15 protein-coding genes and 2 riboswitches are annotated in these 14,142 nt (G+C 63.5%); of the genes, 8 read left to right on the top strand and 7 right to left on the bottom strand.

The window, feature by feature from the left end; translation table 11 throughout:
- The first annotated feature begins 55 nt into the window (after positions 1 to 55).
- Positions 56 to 751 (top strand): IS6 family transposase, encoded by a 696-nt coding sequence (locus WBQ77_RS01880; RefSeq protein ID WP_424058685.1) that lies wholly within the window; start codon positions 56 to 58, stop codon positions 749 to 751.
- 178 nt (positions 752 to 929) lie between these two features.
- On the opposite strand, the gene WBQ77_RS01875 is transcribed toward WBQ77_RS01880, so the two are convergent.
- Entirely contained in the window at positions 930 to 1,829 is a 900-nt protein-coding gene (locus WBQ77_RS01875; protein ID WP_424058683.1) for an SDR family NAD(P)-dependent oxidoreductase, read from the bottom strand.
- Positions 1,830 to 2,026: 197 nt separating this feature from the next.
- Here WBQ77_RS01875 and ligD point away from each other — a divergent pair, with 197 nt between their 5' ends.
- The 3 genes from ligD to WBQ77_RS01860 all read left to right on the top strand — a co-directional run bounded on the left by ligD (position 2,027) and on the right by WBQ77_RS01860 (position 4,233).
- Entirely contained in the window at positions 2,027 to 2,953 is a 927-nt protein-coding gene (gene ligD / locus WBQ77_RS01870; protein WP_424058681.1) for a non-homologous end-joining DNA ligase, read from the top strand.
- 137 nt (positions 2,954 to 3,090) lie between these two features.
- Positions 3,091 to 3,864: an extensin family protein gene (locus WBQ77_RS01865; RefSeq protein WP_424058679.1), complete on the top strand. Its 774-nt coding sequence runs from the start codon at positions 3,091 to 3,093 to the stop codon at positions 3,862 to 3,864.
- A gap of 147 nt (positions 3,865 to 4,011) precedes the next feature.
- The gene (locus WBQ77_RS01860) at positions 4,012 to 4,233 is read left to right on the top strand and encodes a hypothetical protein (protein ID WP_424043829.1); all 222 of its coding nucleotides are present in this window, start codon (positions 4,012 to 4,014) and stop codon (positions 4,231 to 4,233) included.
- Positions 4,234 to 4,257: 24 nt separating this feature from the next.
- Here WBQ77_RS01860 and cobD read toward each other — a convergent pair whose 3' ends face one another.
- Positions 4,258 to 5,319 carry a threonine-phosphate decarboxylase CobD gene (gene cobD, locus WBQ77_RS01855; protein ID WP_424058677.1) on the bottom strand — a complete coding sequence of 354 codons (1,062 nt, stop codon included), beginning with the start codon at positions 5,317 to 5,319 and terminating at the stop codon, positions 4,258 to 4,260.
- Here cobD and cbiB point away from each other — a divergent pair.
- Positions 5,318 to 6,295 (top strand): adenosylcobinamide-phosphate synthase CbiB, encoded by a 978-nt coding sequence (gene cbiB, locus WBQ77_RS01850; protein ID WP_424043831.1) that lies wholly within the window; start codon positions 5,318 to 5,320, stop codon positions 6,293 to 6,295. The two genes, cobD and cbiB, sit on opposite strands and share 2 nt — an antisense overlap.
- Here cbiB and WBQ77_RS01845 read toward each other — a convergent pair.
- Genes WBQ77_RS01845 through WBQ77_RS01825 form a run of 5 tightly spaced genes read right to left on the bottom strand, consistent with a single transcriptional unit; the run spans position 6,279 to position 9,825 of the window.
- The gene (locus WBQ77_RS01845) at positions 6,279 to 7,739 is read right to left on the bottom strand and encodes a cobyric acid synthase (RefSeq protein WP_424043834.1); all 1,461 of its coding nucleotides are present in this window, start codon (positions 7,737 to 7,739) and stop codon (positions 6,279 to 6,281) included. The genes cbiB and WBQ77_RS01845 overlap by 17 nt on opposite strands.
- Before the next feature lie 2 nt (positions 7,740 to 7,741).
- Positions 7,742 to 8,359 carry a cob(I)yrinic acid a,c-diamide adenosyltransferase gene (gene cobO, locus WBQ77_RS01840; protein ID WP_424058674.1) on the bottom strand — a complete coding sequence of 206 codons (618 nt, stop codon included), beginning with the start codon at positions 8,357 to 8,359 and terminating at the stop codon, positions 7,742 to 7,744.
- The gene (cobU, locus tag WBQ77_RS01835; protein WP_424058672.1) at positions 8,356 to 8,895 is read right to left on the bottom strand and encodes a bifunctional adenosylcobinamide kinase/adenosylcobinamide-phosphate guanylyltransferase; all 540 of its coding nucleotides are present in this window, start codon (positions 8,893 to 8,895) and stop codon (positions 8,356 to 8,358) included. Before cobU ends, cobO begins: the two co-directional genes overlap by 4 nt.
- On the bottom strand, positions 8,896 to 9,618 hold the full coding sequence (locus WBQ77_RS01830) for a CbtA family protein (protein ID WP_424058670.1): 723 nt from the start codon (positions 9,616 to 9,618) through the stop codon (positions 8,896 to 8,898).
- A 12-nt stretch (positions 9,619 to 9,630) separates the two neighbouring features.
- A complete protein-coding gene (locus tag WBQ77_RS01825) occupies positions 9,631 to 9,825 on the bottom strand; it encodes a CbtB domain-containing protein (RefSeq protein ID WP_424058669.1) in 195 nt (64 codons plus the stop codon).
- Between the two features lie 37 nt (positions 9,826 to 9,862).
- Positions 9,863 to 10,065: riboswitch (cobalamin riboswitch) on the bottom strand.
- Positions 10,066 to 10,153: 88 nt separating this feature from the next.
- Positions 10,154 to 10,378: riboswitch (cobalamin riboswitch) on the top strand.
- 114 nt (positions 10,379 to 10,492) lie between these two features.
- Between WBQ77_RS01825 and WBQ77_RS01820 the strand changes: the two genes are divergently transcribed.
- The 3 genes from WBQ77_RS01820 to WBQ77_RS01810 form a co-directional block, all read left to right on the top strand.
- A complete protein-coding gene (locus tag WBQ77_RS01820) occupies positions 10,493 to 10,963 on the top strand; it encodes a DUF1636 family protein (protein WP_424043923.1) in 471 nt (156 codons plus the stop codon).
- On the top strand, positions 10,960 to 11,994 hold the full coding sequence (gene cobW, locus WBQ77_RS01815) for a cobalamin biosynthesis protein CobW (protein WP_424058667.1): 1,035 nt from the start codon (positions 10,960 to 10,962) through the stop codon (positions 11,992 to 11,994). Before WBQ77_RS01820 ends, cobW begins: the two co-directional genes overlap by 4 nt.
- A gap of 16 nt (positions 11,995 to 12,010) precedes the next feature.
- Positions 12,011 to 14,142, top strand: a 2,132-nt coding sequence (locus WBQ77_RS01810) for a cobaltochelatase subunit CobN (protein ID WP_424058665.1), incomplete at its 3' end; no start/stop codon positions are given.

Below are 14,142 nucleotides of genomic sequence, written 5' to 3'. Positions count from 1 at the left end.
CATTGTCAGAGTAAATTGGCTTGAGCCGAGCAGGGGGCATCCTTAGCCTCCGGCGATGCGCAATCCCTTCCGTTATTTCAACAGCTCGCCTGAGGTGATCCGCCTCACGGTGATGATGTACATCCGCTATCCCCTGTCGCTGCGGCAGGTGGAAGATTTGCTGTTCGAACGCGGCATCGATATCTGCCACGAGACGATACGGTTCTGGTGGAATCGCTTCGGTCCGATGTTCGCCAAGGAAATCAGAAAACGTCGTATTCAGACTCGATCGTATTCACACTGGCGTTGGCATTTGGACGAGGTGTTCGTCAGGATCAATGGAGAGACGCATTACCTCTGGCGTGCGGTAGATCACGAAGGCGAGGTCCTCGAAGTTTTTGCCACAAAACGCCGGGATCGCATGGCTGCGTTGAAGTTTTTGAAGCGTGCGATGAAACGCTATGGCCGGCCCAAGGTAATCGTGACGGACCGGCTTCGATCTTACGGCGCCGCGCTAAAGTTCATTGGGATTGTGGAGCGTCAGGAGTGCGGTCGCTGGCTCAACAACCGGGCAGAAAATTCTCACCAACGATTCCGACGACGAGAACGAGCGATGGCGAAATTCAGGGAATTGAAAACTCTCCAAAAGTTCGCCGCTGCCCATGCCTCGATCCACAATCATTTCAACCTCGACCGTCACCTCAACAGCCGCGACATCTTCAAACGAAATCGTTCTGCCACCCTAGCCGAGTGGCGTCAGCTGGTGGCCTGAAAACCTCAGATTAAGGCCCTACGCAGGCTCGGTCAGGTTTATCTGACAATGCCCCGCAGAGAACTTCAATATCAAGGATTGATCGAAGTCATTGTCTATCTACGACTGGAGTCCTAGGCTGACAACGCGTTTGAGGTTGTCGGTTCGATCCCGTCCGGCTCCGCCAATCCCTATTGCACTAGACTTTGCCGTCATCCGTGTCCCCCGTGCGGGCATCCGGATGCTCGAGCGGCTCGGGCTCGACCGGCTTGCCGTCCTCGTTGCGCACCTGGAAGAACCAGCCCGAGGAGGGAATCAAGAAATAGCCGGGCACGAAACGGGCGAGGCCAACGAACATGCGATTGAGCCAGCCTTCGATAATAACCCAGTTGCCATGCTTGAACCGCCGATACGCCGCCTCGGCAAGGCGGCCGGGCTTCATTTTGGGCAGGTACAGCGCATAGCGTGAGTTCTCGGCGCCGCCTGCGGTATGGATATCCGTTTCGATCATCCCCGGCGCGACCATGCACACGCGCACACCCGTCCCCATGACCTCATAGGCCAGAGCACGGCTCCAGGAGATCATGGCTGCTTTCGTGGCCGCGTAGGTCGCATGGTAGGGCACCGGCATGAAGCCCTCGACGGAAGATACGTTCAGGATGCCGCCGGCGCCCCGAGCCAGCATGTCGGGCAGGAAGCGCCGCGTCAGATCCACCACGGCGCGGAAGTTCAAGTCGACAGTTTTGAGCAGCGCGTCCCGTTCTTGGTCCTGAAAGAAGCCCGCGGTCATCATGGCCGCATTGTTGACCAGCGATTCGCAATAGAGCCCGTGTGTGCGCAGCGCCTCCTCAATCTTGTCGCAGCCTTCCGGCGTCGCGAGATCACAAGAGACATAATAGACGCCGACATCGTGCTTGACGGCAATCAGTTCGGCGATTTCGGCGAGCCCGGCTTCATTGCGTGCGGCAAGCAGGACCGTGTGCCCCTGTCCGGCGAACTCCTCGGCAAAGGCCCGGCCGATGCCGCGCGTGGCCCCGGTGATGACGGCTGCCGGTTTCAGCACCTGTCGCGTTTGTTTTGCCGGGTCGATACGTGCCAACTGTCATCCCCTGGGAACTGCCAAGCCGTCGATCGAGCGGCAAGCAAGCACCGAACGCCGACAGGTGCAAGCGATCGGTTTTGCCAATTGACGCAAATGCGCTTGCGAACTGGCAAGAGGGCTTCAGTCCTGGACCTGAACGCAGACATGGCATCTTCTGGGCCCTAAGAAGACACGCGCCAGCCGGAGACCCGAAAATGGCGGCCGAAGGCACGACACCGGACTGCGACAGGCTGACATTCGGCAGCATCACGCTGACGAGTCCTCGCAAAGTGCTCTATCCCGGGATTGGGCTGACCAAGCGCGACCTCGCCCAATACGACGCCCGAATCGCTGCGGCCATGCTTCCATACGTCGCGCGCCGTCCCATCAGCTTAGTGCGGTGTCCGGACGGACTCGGCGGCCCGCGCTTCTTTCAGCGGCACGCAATGAAGAGTATGTCCCGGGCGATCAAAGAGATCCGGGTTCCAGGCGGCGAGAATGACAGGCCCTATTTATATATCGAGGACGACGACGGGCTCTTCGCGCTGACACAAATCAGTACGCTGGAGATTCACGATTGGGGCGTGTCCAACGGCCAGCTCGAATCGCCGGACCGGCTGGTCTTCGACCTCGACCCGGACGAAACGCTGGCGTTCGACGTCCTGCGCACCGCCGCCAGGCAAGTTCGCGATCTTCTCGCCGACCTTGGCCTGACGAGTTTTCTCAAAGCCACAGGCGGCAAGGGCTTGCACGTGGTCGCGCCGCTCGTGCCTAAGGCCGGCTGGCCCGAGGTCAAGGCCTTCGCGCGGGGTATCGCCGATGCGCTCGTGGCCGACGCGCCCGAGCTCTACACCGCCAATCCGCTCAAGCGCACCAGGACCGGCAAAATCTTCATCGATTACCTGAGAAACGCCCGGGGCAGTTCAGCCATCTGCAATTACTCGCCCCGTGCCCGGCCCGGCGCTCCCGTTGCCACGCCCTTGCGCTGGGCGGAGGTCGCCAAGCTCAAAAGCGGCGCGCCCTATTCGGTGAAGACGCTGCCCGCGCGCCTGTCCCGGCTCAAGACCGATCCCTGGGAGGGCTTCTTCGGCACGAGGCAGTCGATCACGTCCCGCGCGAAAAAAGTGCTCGGAATCGTTTAGCGGCGGAAAATTTGCAGCTTGAGTCGCGCGCTTCCGGGCGCTGATCGCACTGGCATTGAAGAATTGTTCAGAATCTTTGGCACAATGTCTTGCTCATGTTGGGGGCTCGTATTGCGTATCCCGCTGCGCTCATTGCGGTGGCGGTCTTTCTTAGCTCGTGCGGCGGCGGCGGCGTGCCGCGCGACAGCCGGGCAGAATGGCGCGACCGCGCCGAGGCGAAGTGCATGGCCTCGGGCAACGTGCGCGCCTCGCCCTATGTGACGCAGGTCTCCTCAATCCGTGGCCGCAGCGCGTGCGGCATTTTAGCGCCGCTCCGGGTTTCGGCTGCACTTGGCGGCCAGGTTCAAGTCTCGCCGCCCGCGACTATCGGCTGCCCCATGACCGCGGCGCTGGACCGCTGGATCCACAATTCTGTGCAACGCGCGGCCATGCGTCAGTTCCGCCAGCCCGTGGTCGAGCTCAAACAGATCTCGTCCTATAGCTGCCGGGGCCGGAACGGTAAGACCACCGGAAAACTTTCCGAACACTCCTTCGGAAACGCCTTGGATATCGCCGGATTCAAGCTGGCGGACGGACGCACGATTACCGTGGTCAAAGGCTGGTGGCGAGGCTCGCGTGCGGAAAAGGCCTTCCTGCGCGAGGCGTTTGCCGGCGCCTGCCGGGAGTTCTACACGGTGCTCGGGCCCGGCAGTGACCGGGCGCACTACAACCATTTCCATGTGGACCTTCTCGTCACCAACGTGAGGAAGAGCGGCAAGCACTACTGCCGTCCCCAGCCGAAGCGCGACCTGTTCGTAGCCGCGGAGGACGACGATCCGGCCTCGACGGCGTCGATCAAGCCAATCCCCTTTACCGGACCACCCGATTCAGGATCGCAGATGCCCGCGTTCACGCTGGGCCCTAGCGAGTAAAGAGAAACCAGCCCACTGTGGCTCCAATGCAACTTCGCAGCCGCACCATTGGGGTATGATTGGTGTGGGGAAGAATCGCACCAGGAACGCTTTAAACCAACCGCAAGCCCTTGTTCTTCCTAGGGCTTCGTTCGATTGGAGGACTCGATGGCCGCCGAATCGTTGGTGCAAATGCTCGAGGAAATCGCCGTAGGGCTCAGATCGGGCGATGAAGAAGTCTATGGCTGGCTGCGGGATCAACTTAAAGAGTGCGGCGGGAGCGAAGTGTCCGTCGAACTTGCCATGGGTGTGATCGCAAGGCTCCTGCCGGAAGAAGCGCAAGGCAGTATCGAACTGGCCGAGCACTATAACCGCCGCTGGGCCCACTAGCGGCTCTGCCGGAGCGTTTCCCCGCTAGGCCGGGGCCACAAGCGCGTCTTTCACGCGCTGCCATTCCATTTCCGTTCCCGGAAGACCAAACCGCAAGAGCTGCTGGTTCTCGTCGAACTGACGCACGCAGATACCCGCCTCGCCCAGCCTTTCAAAAATTTCCTGAGCGCACATGCTGCGGACCAGACAGAAAAGATCGGTCTGGCCAACCAGCTCCAGACCCGCATCGCCAAGCAGAGCCTCGAGCCGCTCGGAGGCGGCGCTCAGCTCCGTCCGTGTGCTGTCTATCCAGGGCCGGTCGGCAAACGCGGCCGAACCGATGAGAAGCGCGGGGCCCGAAACCGGCCAGGGGCCCAAGCGTGCCCGCAGGTGGCGCGCCAGATCGCGACCGGCAACCGCGAAGCTGAGACGCAAGCCGGCGAGACCGAAAAACTTGCCGAAGGACCGCAATACAATGATGGGTCCACTATCGACGGAGCCGGACACGCTTTCGCCTTGAGGTCCCGCCTCCATGAAGGCCTCGTCCACCACCAACAAACCACCTTGCGCCTTTTGATGTGCGGCAAGGCTCAAGAGATCGTCTCTGGCAATTAGACGTCCGTCGGGATTGTTGGGATTGACGACGACAGCCATAGAGGCCCCACAGAGCTCGGCGAGCGTCCCGGCCGTGGTCACCTCATGACCGGCAAGCGCTGCCATGCGCGCATGTTCGGCATAAGTCGGACCGAGGATCCCGGCACGGCCTTGCGGCGTCAGGTCGGCAATCAGTGCCATCAGGATCTGACTGCCCGGCGCGGCGACCACATTGTCCGCCGAGGGCGCGCCATAGAATGCCGCGGCCAACTGCGTGAGGCGGGCGTGGGCCGCAGGTTCGGGGAGATGCGCAAAATCTTCGCGAGTAACATCCGCGATAGGATAGGGATGAGGGTTGACGCCGGTCGACAGGTCGACGATTGGCTCGGGTGCATTGGGAAACCGCACACGCGCCGCGCCAAGATTGCCGCCATGTCTCAATGGCGTGTCGGCCGAGGACGCAGCATTCAAGTCGGCGGAGAGTTTGGGTGGGATCGGATCGGGTGACGTCATGGCAGCACCGCTAGCGCTTCTTTCGATGCTGGTCGAGCTTGCCGTCGGCTATCCGGCGTGGCTCGTGAGGCGCGCCGGCCATCCCGTCACCTGGATGGGCCACCTGATATCCTGGCTGGATACGCGTCTCAACGATCCGGCGAGAGAGTCCGCCGCGCGGCGCCGGGCGGGCCGCATTGCTTTGGTGCTCCTGCTGCTCGTCGTCGGCGCGAGCGCCTTCCTTCTTGAGGCCGCACTCCTGCTGCTGCCTTTCGGACTGCTCTTCGTTGCGCTGGCTGCAAGTATGCTGATCGCGCAGCGCAGCCTTTACGGTCACGTGGCCGCTGTTGCCGATGCGCTCGAAACCAGCTCGCTGGAGGACGCCCGCACGGCGGTCTCGCAGATCGTGGGGCGCGATACCGCCCAGCTCGACGAGGCGGGCGTTGTGCGCGCTGCCATCGAAAGCCTTGCCGAGAACTTCTCTGACGGCGTGGTGTCGCCCGTTTTCTGGCTCGGACTGGCGGGCCTCACCGGCGGGGCGGCCTACAAAGCGATCAACACTGCCGACAGCATGATCGGCCATCGTTCGCCGCGTTACGAGGATTTTGGGCGCGCGGCCGCCAAGTTCGACGACGTCGTCAATCTGCCCGGCTCCCGCTTGTCCGGGTTGTTGCTCGTCGGAGCCGCAGCCCTGACGCAAGATGCCTCGGCCAAGCGGGCTTGGAATACGATGCGCCGCGATGCGGCCAAGCACGCCTCGCCGAACGCAGGCACTCCCGAAGCGGCGATTGCCGGCGCGCTCGACGTGGCGCTCGGCGGCCCCCGCGCCTATGCGGACTCGCACACCGACGGTGCCTGGCTGGGCGATGGCCGGCGTGACGCCACGCCAAGCGACCTTCGCGCGGCGCTCCGTCTCTATGTCCGCGCCGACGGCTTGCTGATCGCGCTCGTGGCGGTCGTGGCCGCTCTTGGCGCGACCCTCAGCGCGACAGTGTGAGGAGACGATCGATATCGGCATGGGCCTCCAGATGGGCAGCGAGTTCGTCCAGAATGTCATCGATCTGATTATCGTAACGGATTTGCGTAGGTCCGGCGGCAAATCGGGCAAGCCATGCGGCGCGCTGCCGATCGTCCGCAAAGAGCCCGTGCACATAGGTGCCGAAGACTTGCCCGTTTGGGGAGACCGCGCCTTCCCGGGTCCCATTTTCGAAGACCGCGAAGGCATGGTCGCAGTCCGGTCCTTCCGTGCGGCCGAGATGCATTTCGTAGCCCTCGAACGGGACGCCATCGAACGTAACCCCGCGCGCGCGCTCAAGACGCTTTTCATCCGACAGCGTCGTTTCTAGATCGAGCAGGCCAAGCCCCTCGGCCTCGCCGGGCGGCCCTTCAATTCCGTCCGGGTCGCGTAGAACCCGCCCCAACATCTGATAGCCACCGCACAGCCCGAGAACCGCGCCGCCTCTGCGCAAGTGCGCGGCAATATCGATATCGAAGCCCGCTTCCCGGAAGGTCCGCAAATCGGACAGCGTGGCCTTGGACCCCGGCACGATGACAAGCCGTGCATCGCCCGGCAACGCCTGCCCCGGACGCACGCGTACGAGTTCGACGGCGGGCTCGGCGGCAAGCGGATCGAGATCGTCGAAATTTGCGATGTGAGGCAGTATAAGCACGGCGATCTTCAGCTTTGCCTCAGGCTTGGTGGATTGGGCTTGGTCGAGCGCCAGCGCGTCCTCTGCGGGGAGGGCGCGAGCGCGGGCGAAGAACGGGATCAGACCGAGCGCCTCCCAGCCGGTCGCGGCGGCGATGCGTGCCATGCCTTCGACAAACAGAGCCGGATCGCCCCGGAACTTGTTGACCAAGAACCCAGCGATCATGCTCGCATCGGCCGGGTCGAGCACGGCTTTTGTTCCGGCGATGCTGGCGATGACGCCGCCGCGGTCAATGTCGCCGATGAGGATGACCGGTACATCGGCGGCGCGGGCAAAGCCCATATTGGCGATATCGTTGGCGCGGAGATTGACTTCCGAGGCGCTGCCCGCACCTTCGACGAGCACGATGTCTGCTTCATCCTTCAGGCGGGCAAAGCTGTCTTGAACGGCGCCCATCAGTTCGGGTTTGAGCGCCTGATAGTCCGCGGCCTTGGCCTTGCCGTAGACGCGGCCGCGCACGACGATCTGCGCGCCAACCTCACTTTGCGGCTTGAGCAGTACGGGGTTCATGTGAACGCTTGGCGTCACGCGTGCGGCCCGCGCCTGTAGCGCCTGGGCCCGGCCGATCTCCCCGCCGTCGCCCGCGACGGCCGCATTGTTCGACATGTTCTGCGGCTTGAAGGGCAGGACCTTTAACCCGCGTGAGATAAGCGCGCGCGCAAGCCCGGCCACGATCAGGGACTTGCCCACATCGGAGCCCGTGCCCTGGAACATGAGCGCGCGGGCGATCATCCCTAAAATTCGATACCGGCTTGCGCCTTCACACCGTCGGCGAAGTGGTGCTTAACCAGCGTCATGTCGGTGACGAGGTCGGCGGCCTCGATCAGCCCGGGTTTGGCATTCCGCCCCGTGACGATCACATGGAGGTCGGGACGCCGCGCCTTCAGCATCGCGACGACCTCCTCAAAAGACAGATAGTCGTAACGCAGCGCGATATTCAGCTCGTCGAGAATGACGAGGCTGAAGCTGGGGTCGTCCATCAGTTCGACCGCCTTGGCCCAGGCCCGCTCCGCCGCCGCAATGTCGCGTGAAAGGTCCTGGGTCTCCCAGGTGAAGCCTTCGCCCATGGAATACCAGGCCACTTGATCGCCGAACTTCTCCAGGGCGTCGCGCTCGGCCGTATGCCAGGCGCCCTTGACGAACTGGACGATCCCGACGCGTTTGCCACGCCCGATCATGCGCAAGGCCAGACCGAAAGCGGCCGTCGACTTGCCTTTGCCCGTCCCCGTGTGGACGATCAGAAGCCCCTTCTCGACAGTTTTCTCGGCGACCTCGGCATCCTGTACTTCCTTGCGCTTCGCCATCTTGGCGCGATGGCGCTCAAGGTCTTTGTCCTCGACCGATTTGGTCATGTGCTTCTCTTCACAACGAGAGGCTGCCCGGCGACCACGAGAAAGACGCGGCTGGCGATCGCTGCGATCCGTTGATTGAGGTGGCCTTGCGCATCGCGGAACGCGCGGCCCAGCGGGGTTTCCGGCACGAGCCCAAGCCCCACTTCGTTTGAGACCAGCACGGTCGCGTTTTCTCGCATGTGCAGCGCTTGTTCGAGTTGACCCATGGCACGGTCGATGTCGAACGGCACATGCATGATGTTGGAGAGCCACAAGGTCAAACAGTCCACGAGCACGATGGCCCCTTTGGGTGCCGCGCGTATCGCTTCGGCTAATTCGTGCGGCGCCTCGATGGTCTGCCAACCTGCCTCGCGACGCGCCTGGTGTTCGGCGATCCGCGCGGCCATCTCGTCGTCATGAGCCTCGGCCGTGGCGACGTAGACCCAAGGCCGCGGAAGAGACGCGACGAAACTCTCTGCGAAGTGGCTTTTTCCGGATCGGGCGCCGCCAAGAACGAAGGTGATCCTCTCGTCCTCGGGTTTCGCAAGAGCCGTCATCTAAGCCTGCCCGATGAAACGCTCGCGGGAATCCCCCGCGAGCCCCCCGAGCAGGCCCCAGAACACCAGCGTGGTCATGACAACGGCCACGACGAAGCTGTGATGAAGGTTCTCCGGGATGAGGCTTTCGTGGCTGGCGGGTTGCGGCGCCCCGATTACATGAGGCAAAACAAGCAGCGCAAACGCCAAAACCGTCGCCGGCAGCGACCGCACATAGAACAGCAGCCACAACGCCGCGGCCGTCGATACAACGGTCCCGAGCCACCAGAGCTGGCGGGCACCAAGCTCCGCGGCCGGCATTGTTGGCAGTTCCGGCGCAAGTCCGAGACCTGGCGCGAGGGTGAAGATTACAAAACCCGCAAGTCCCCAGAAGACGCCTTGGCGCCACCCGGATAGGCCACCGAGCAGCTCGCTGGCCGCGACCAGGAGCAAAGCGAATCCGATACCCGTCACCACATTGGCGAGAAGCGTGAAAAAGGTCCGCTCGGCGCCGTCCGCCGGGCCCCAGCCTTCACCATGGTCATGGGAATGCCCGGTGGCCTCCGCCCCATGTTCGTGAGCTGCCTCAGCAGCAGGCGCGTCGACGGCCGAACTCTGCTCTTCAAAGACTTCTGCCTTTAAGATCATCGGGACGGTGACGAAGTGCTGCGCGATTGTCATGCCAATGCCCGCAACGATGCCGGCGATGGCTGCAACGAGGATAATGTTGCGAAAGTAATCCATGACTGCTTCTCCCTAGTGGCAGGGGAAGGCCATGGAATGTCGGTAGTCGTGAGCCGCGTTGTGCACGGCCCCAATGTTAGAGAAGCCCACACCACCGACGATGAAAATGCCAAGCAACGCCGCCATGAAAATCGGAACGGCCCGATCAGCCGTCAGGGCAACGGCGCGGTTGTCGTTCGACGCAGGTTTGCCGGAAAGAGTCGTCATCAGGTTTCCTTTCGTCGCCCTCCACCCGAGGGCGCGTTTCAAGGTTGATGCCGCGGCAGGTTTCCTGACTTTGCGGGTCGGTGCATCCCCTCGGCCTTCCCGGAACCTGCGCTCCAGTGGCCAGATGAGGGGTACTCACCGCTTACAGTTGCGGGGGCAGCCACGGAATCGGGAAATCCCTCACCGTGTTCCCTTCTTGCGTCCCGCCTCATGCGAGAACCATCGGCGTCCCGACTATAGTCCGCAAAAGGCGCGCCGCAAGAGGGAACCCTGGCCGCCGGCCCATCACAAGCCCCTGCGACGCATTGACAAACGCGGGCTAGGGGCTCTTATGTGCCTCATTGACGGTTGCTCATTTCGAGCGAACAGGGAACGCGGTATGGATGAAACTCCAAATCCGCGGCTGCCCCCGCAACTGTAAGCGGTGAGCCCAAGCCAAAGCCTTGAAAGCGGTTTTGGGCGCCCGAGCCATTGCCACTGGGAATAGCCCCGGGAAGGCGGCGAAGGGTGAAACCCGCGAAGCCAGGAGACCTGCCGTCGATCTAGTCGTCCGCCGGGCGGGGTGCCTCTGCGGCGGTTGGTTTTTTTGGCCCGATTCGCATCGTGGCCGTCCTGCACCCTTTATTTGCCGCGGCGTCTGATTCGGGACCGCCAGAGGATTTTGAGGGTGACACTTCCCGAGACTACCAGTCCCGAGACCGCCAATTCGGAGACAGCCGAGACCCGGACGGACGAGGCCCAGCATGGGGCCACCGTTCAAGGGCCTATCGTTTTTGTTTGCGTGACCTGTCGCAAGGCAGGCGAAATCGAGGATGGCCCACGCTCAGGCTCCTTGCTTGCCGCAGCCGCTGCTAAGGCCGCCCATGGGACGGGCGTCACCGTTAGGGGCGTGGAATGCCTCGGCAATTGCAGCCGCTCGCTCAGCGCCGCGATGCGGACGCGCGATAGCTGGACCTATGTGTTCGGCGGTCTTGATGCCGCCAACGACGCGCCGGCCCTGATCGAAGGGGCGCGGCTCCTCGTCGACGCCGCCGACGGCATCCTGCCCTGGCGCGGCCGGCCGAACGTCTTGAAGCGCGGCCTGATCGCCCGCATCCCGCCACTCCACTTCACCCCGACCCCGGAGGACCCTGAATGACGTCTGTTGCCCGCGTTCCCTGCACGATAGTGACCGGCTTTCTCGGCTCTGGAAAAACCACTCTCATCCGCCATGTTCTCGCCAACGCCAACGGGCGGCGCCTCGCCGTGATCGTCAACGAGTTCGGCGATGTGGGCATTGACGGCGAGATCCTCAAAGGCTGCGGCAACGAGAACTGCTCGGACGAGAATATCGTCGAGCTGGCCAATGGCTGCCTGTGCTGCACGGTCGCCGACGAATTCGTGCCCGCACTCGACGAGATCCTGGCGCACGAACCCCAGGTCGACCACATCGTCATCGAAACCTCCGGCCTCGCGCTGCCAAAGCCGCTCGTCCAGGCGTTCCACTGGCCGGCGATCAAGAACCGCGTCACCGTCGACGGCGTCGTGGCGGTGGTGGACGGCGCCGCGCTGGCGGACGGCCAAGTCTCTGCCGACCTCGAAGCCTTGTCCGCGCAGCGGGCTGCCGACGACGCGCTCGACCATGACGACCCCATAGAAGAGGTGTTCGAAGATCAGGTCGCCTGCGCCGACCTCGTCGTGTTGAACAAGCGCGACCTGCTCGACACGGACGGACTTGCGCGCGCCATGAAGACGGTGACTGGCACGCTTCCGCGTGGGATCGGCGTCGTCACGGTCTCGGAGGGCAAAGTCGATGCCACCGCCTTACTCGGTCTTGGCATCGGCGCGGAGGACGATATCCAAAACCGCATGACCCATCACAACAACGAGGAAGATCACGATCACGACGACTTCGACACGTTCGTGGTGCCGATAGCGGAAGTCGCCGACCCTGCTGCCATCACCGAGCGAATCGCCGACCTGGCCGAAGCCCACGACGTCTTGCGCGTCAAAGGCTTTGCCGCCGTAACCGGCAAGCCCATGCGGCTTCTCATCCAGGCCGTGGGCCCGCGCGTGACCCATTACTTCGACCGCCCTTGGGGCCAGACCGAGAACCGCCAAGGCAAGGTCGTGGTGATCGGCCTGAAGGGCCTGGACCGCGACGCCGTGGCTAAGTCCCTGGCCGGATAACCTGTAGGCACCGACGATGCACCTCCTGCAGACAAGCAGCACGACGCTCGACGACATCGCCGAGCCGATCGACCTGGGTCAGACCCCCGGCGACATCGTGATCTTGTCGTTCACGGACAGCGATCTCACCGGGATTGCCGCGGCCTATGCGCAAGAGCAGGTGCATCTGCCGTCGGTTCGGCTGGCGCATTTGCGCGATCTGCGCCACCCGATGTCCACCGACCTTTGGCTCGAGACCGTCGCACAACACGCCCAAGTCATCGTGGTGCGGCTCTTAGGGGGACTCGACTGGTGGTGCTATGGCGTCGAAAGACTGGCGGCGGTCGCCCGCGAGCGCGGGATCGCGCTGGCCGTTCTACCGGGCGAGGACAGGGACGATGCGCGCCTGTTCGAGCAGTCGACCTTGGACGAACCAGAACTCAAAACGCTGCTGACCTATTTTCGGGAAGGCGGATCGGCCAACTTGCGCGCGCTCCTACGGCACCTGGCCTGTCTCGGGGGCACGAAACTGGAGGCGCCGTCACCACAGCCCTTCCCCCGAATGGGGGTTTACCGGCCGGGCGAGGGCGTTGTCGATTTCGATGCCTTCTTGGCGCGCCACCATCAAGACGCGGAGCACGCCGGGGACCGGGCAACAGTTCCAATCCTTTTCTATCGCGCCTCGCTTCTCGCTGCCGACACCGGCCCCATAGACGTTCTGTATACGGCTCTTTCCGCGCGCGGGATCCAGCCCGTACCGCTGTTCCTACCCAGTCTGAAGGTTCCAGAATCCATCGCCTTCGTCGGCAGAGCGTTCGAAAGGCTCGGCCCGTCGGCGATTGTCACGACGACGGCCTTTGCTGCTGGTGACGGCGTCTTCGAAGGGTGCGACGCCCCCGTCGTGCAGGCGGTCATCGCCAACACAAGACGCGAAGCCTGGGCCTCCAACCCGCGCGGTCTTGGGCCGGCGGACCTGTCCATGCATGTGGTTCTGCCCGAACTCGACGGGCGCGTGCTGGCGGGAACGCTCGGCTTCAAGGATACGCAGGACAAGGACGATGCTCTAGGCTTTGCCGGTTGTGTCAGCCGCCCCGAACCGGATCGCATCGAGGCGGTCGCCGATAAGATCGCAGCGCTCGTTCGTCTCAGGCATTTGCCCCGCGCGATGCGCAAGATCGCGATCGTTCTACCCGACTATCCGGGTGCGGGCGGACGGGCGGCCTACGCTGTAGGACTCGACGTGCCTGCAAGCGTGCTCGGCGCCATGACCGATCTCGCTGCCGCCGGTTACACGGTCCAGGGCCGTCCCAGCGACACGCGCGCACTGCTCGCGCGCCTGCGCAGCCAAAACAGCCGTCCGGGCCTGGCGCTTGAGGACTATGAAACGCGCCTGGCTGCGCTCCCCGAGGCCGTCGGAACCGCCATGGATGAGGCCTGGGGGAGGCCGGAAGACGATCCGGATTTTCACGACGGCGCTTTTCGCTTTCAGGCCGCCATGTTCGGCAATCTCATTGCCGCGCTCCCGCCCGACCGGGGAAAGACGACGGACCGGCGCGCGGACTTCCACGATCCCGAACTGCCGCCCCGCCATGCGCTTCTCGCCTTCGGACTTTGGCTGCAGCACGAGATCGGCGCCGATGCGGTGCTGCATCTTGGCGCGCACGGTACGCTGGAATGGCTCCCGGGGAATGCGGTTGCGCTCACTGCCTCCTGCTTTCCCGAGGCCGTGCTCGGCGCGTTGCCGGTGTTCTATCCGTTTATTGTCTCGAACCCGGGCGAGGCCGCACAGGCCAAGCGGCGCGTGGCGGCGGTGACCATCGGCCATCTGCCCCCGCCCCTCACAAGCACGGAAATGTCGGGCACGGCGCTGGAGCTGGAGCAGCTTGTCGACGAATATGCGATTGCCGACGGCCTCGATACGCGGCGGCGCGACCGGCTCGCGGGACTGATCGTGGACAAGGCGCGAGAGACCGGGCTCGCCGACGAGGCAGGGCTTTCCCAGGACGAATGCGAACAAGAGGCCTTGCGCAAGATCGATACCTGGCTCTGCGATCTGAAGGACGTGGCGGTCAAGGACGGTCTTCACATCTTCGGCCGAGACCCGCATACGGACGATGCCGATTGGCTGGCTTGCGCGAGCGCCGAGCGTTCCGCGCTCCTGGCCGCGCT

The sequence above is a fragment of the Methyloceanibacter sp. genome (genome assembly GCF_049590335.1).
In the GTDB taxonomy this organism is placed as follows: Bacteria; Pseudomonadota; Alphaproteobacteria; order Rhizobiales; family Methyloligellaceae; genus Methyloceanibacter.
The sequence above is the reverse complement of the archived record's forward strand: the minus strand, read 5'-3'. Positions and strand labels throughout refer to the sequence as shown.

Excerpts from the sequence above, each read along its gene's own strand:
- ligD (WP_424058681.1), top strand. The coding sequence starts at position 2,027 with ATGGCGGCCGAAGGCACGACACCGGACTGCGACAGGCTGACATTCGGC.
- cobU (WP_424058672.1), bottom strand. The coding sequence starts at position 8,895 with ATGACGGCTCTTGCGAAACCCGAGGACGAGAGGATCACCTTCGTTCTT.
- WBQ77_RS01830 (WP_424058670.1), bottom strand. The coding sequence starts at position 9,618 with ATGGATTACTTTCGCAACATTATCCTCGTTGCAGCCATCGCCGGCATC.
- WBQ77_RS01860 (WP_424043829.1), top strand. The coding sequence starts at position 4,012 with ATGGCCGCCGAATCGTTGGTGCAAATGCTCGAGGAAATCGCCGTAGGG.
- cobW (WP_424058667.1), top strand. The coding sequence starts at position 10,960 with ATGACGTCTGTTGCCCGCGTTCCCTGCACGATAGTGACCGGCTTTCTC.
- cobO (WP_424058674.1), bottom strand. The coding sequence starts at position 8,359 with ATGACCAAATCGGTCGAGGACAAAGACCTTGAGCGCCATCGCGCCAAG.
- WBQ77_RS01825 (WP_424058669.1), bottom strand. The coding sequence starts at position 9,825 with ATGACGACTCTTTCCGGCAAACCTGCGTCGAACGACAACCGCGCCGTT.
- cobD (WP_424058677.1), bottom strand. The coding sequence starts at position 5,319 with ATGACGTCACCCGATCCGATCCCACCCAAACTCTCCGCCGACTTGAAT.
- WBQ77_RS01880 (WP_424058685.1), top strand. The coding sequence starts at position 56 with ATGCGCAATCCCTTCCGTTATTTCAACAGCTCGCCTGAGGTGATCCGC.
- WBQ77_RS01845 (WP_424043834.1), bottom strand. The coding sequence starts at position 7,739 with ATGATCGCCCGCGCGCTCATGTTCCAGGGCACGGGCTCCGATGTGGGC.
- cbiB (WP_424043831.1), top strand. The coding sequence starts at position 5,318 with ATGGCAGCACCGCTAGCGCTTCTTTCGATGCTGGTCGAGCTTGCCGTC.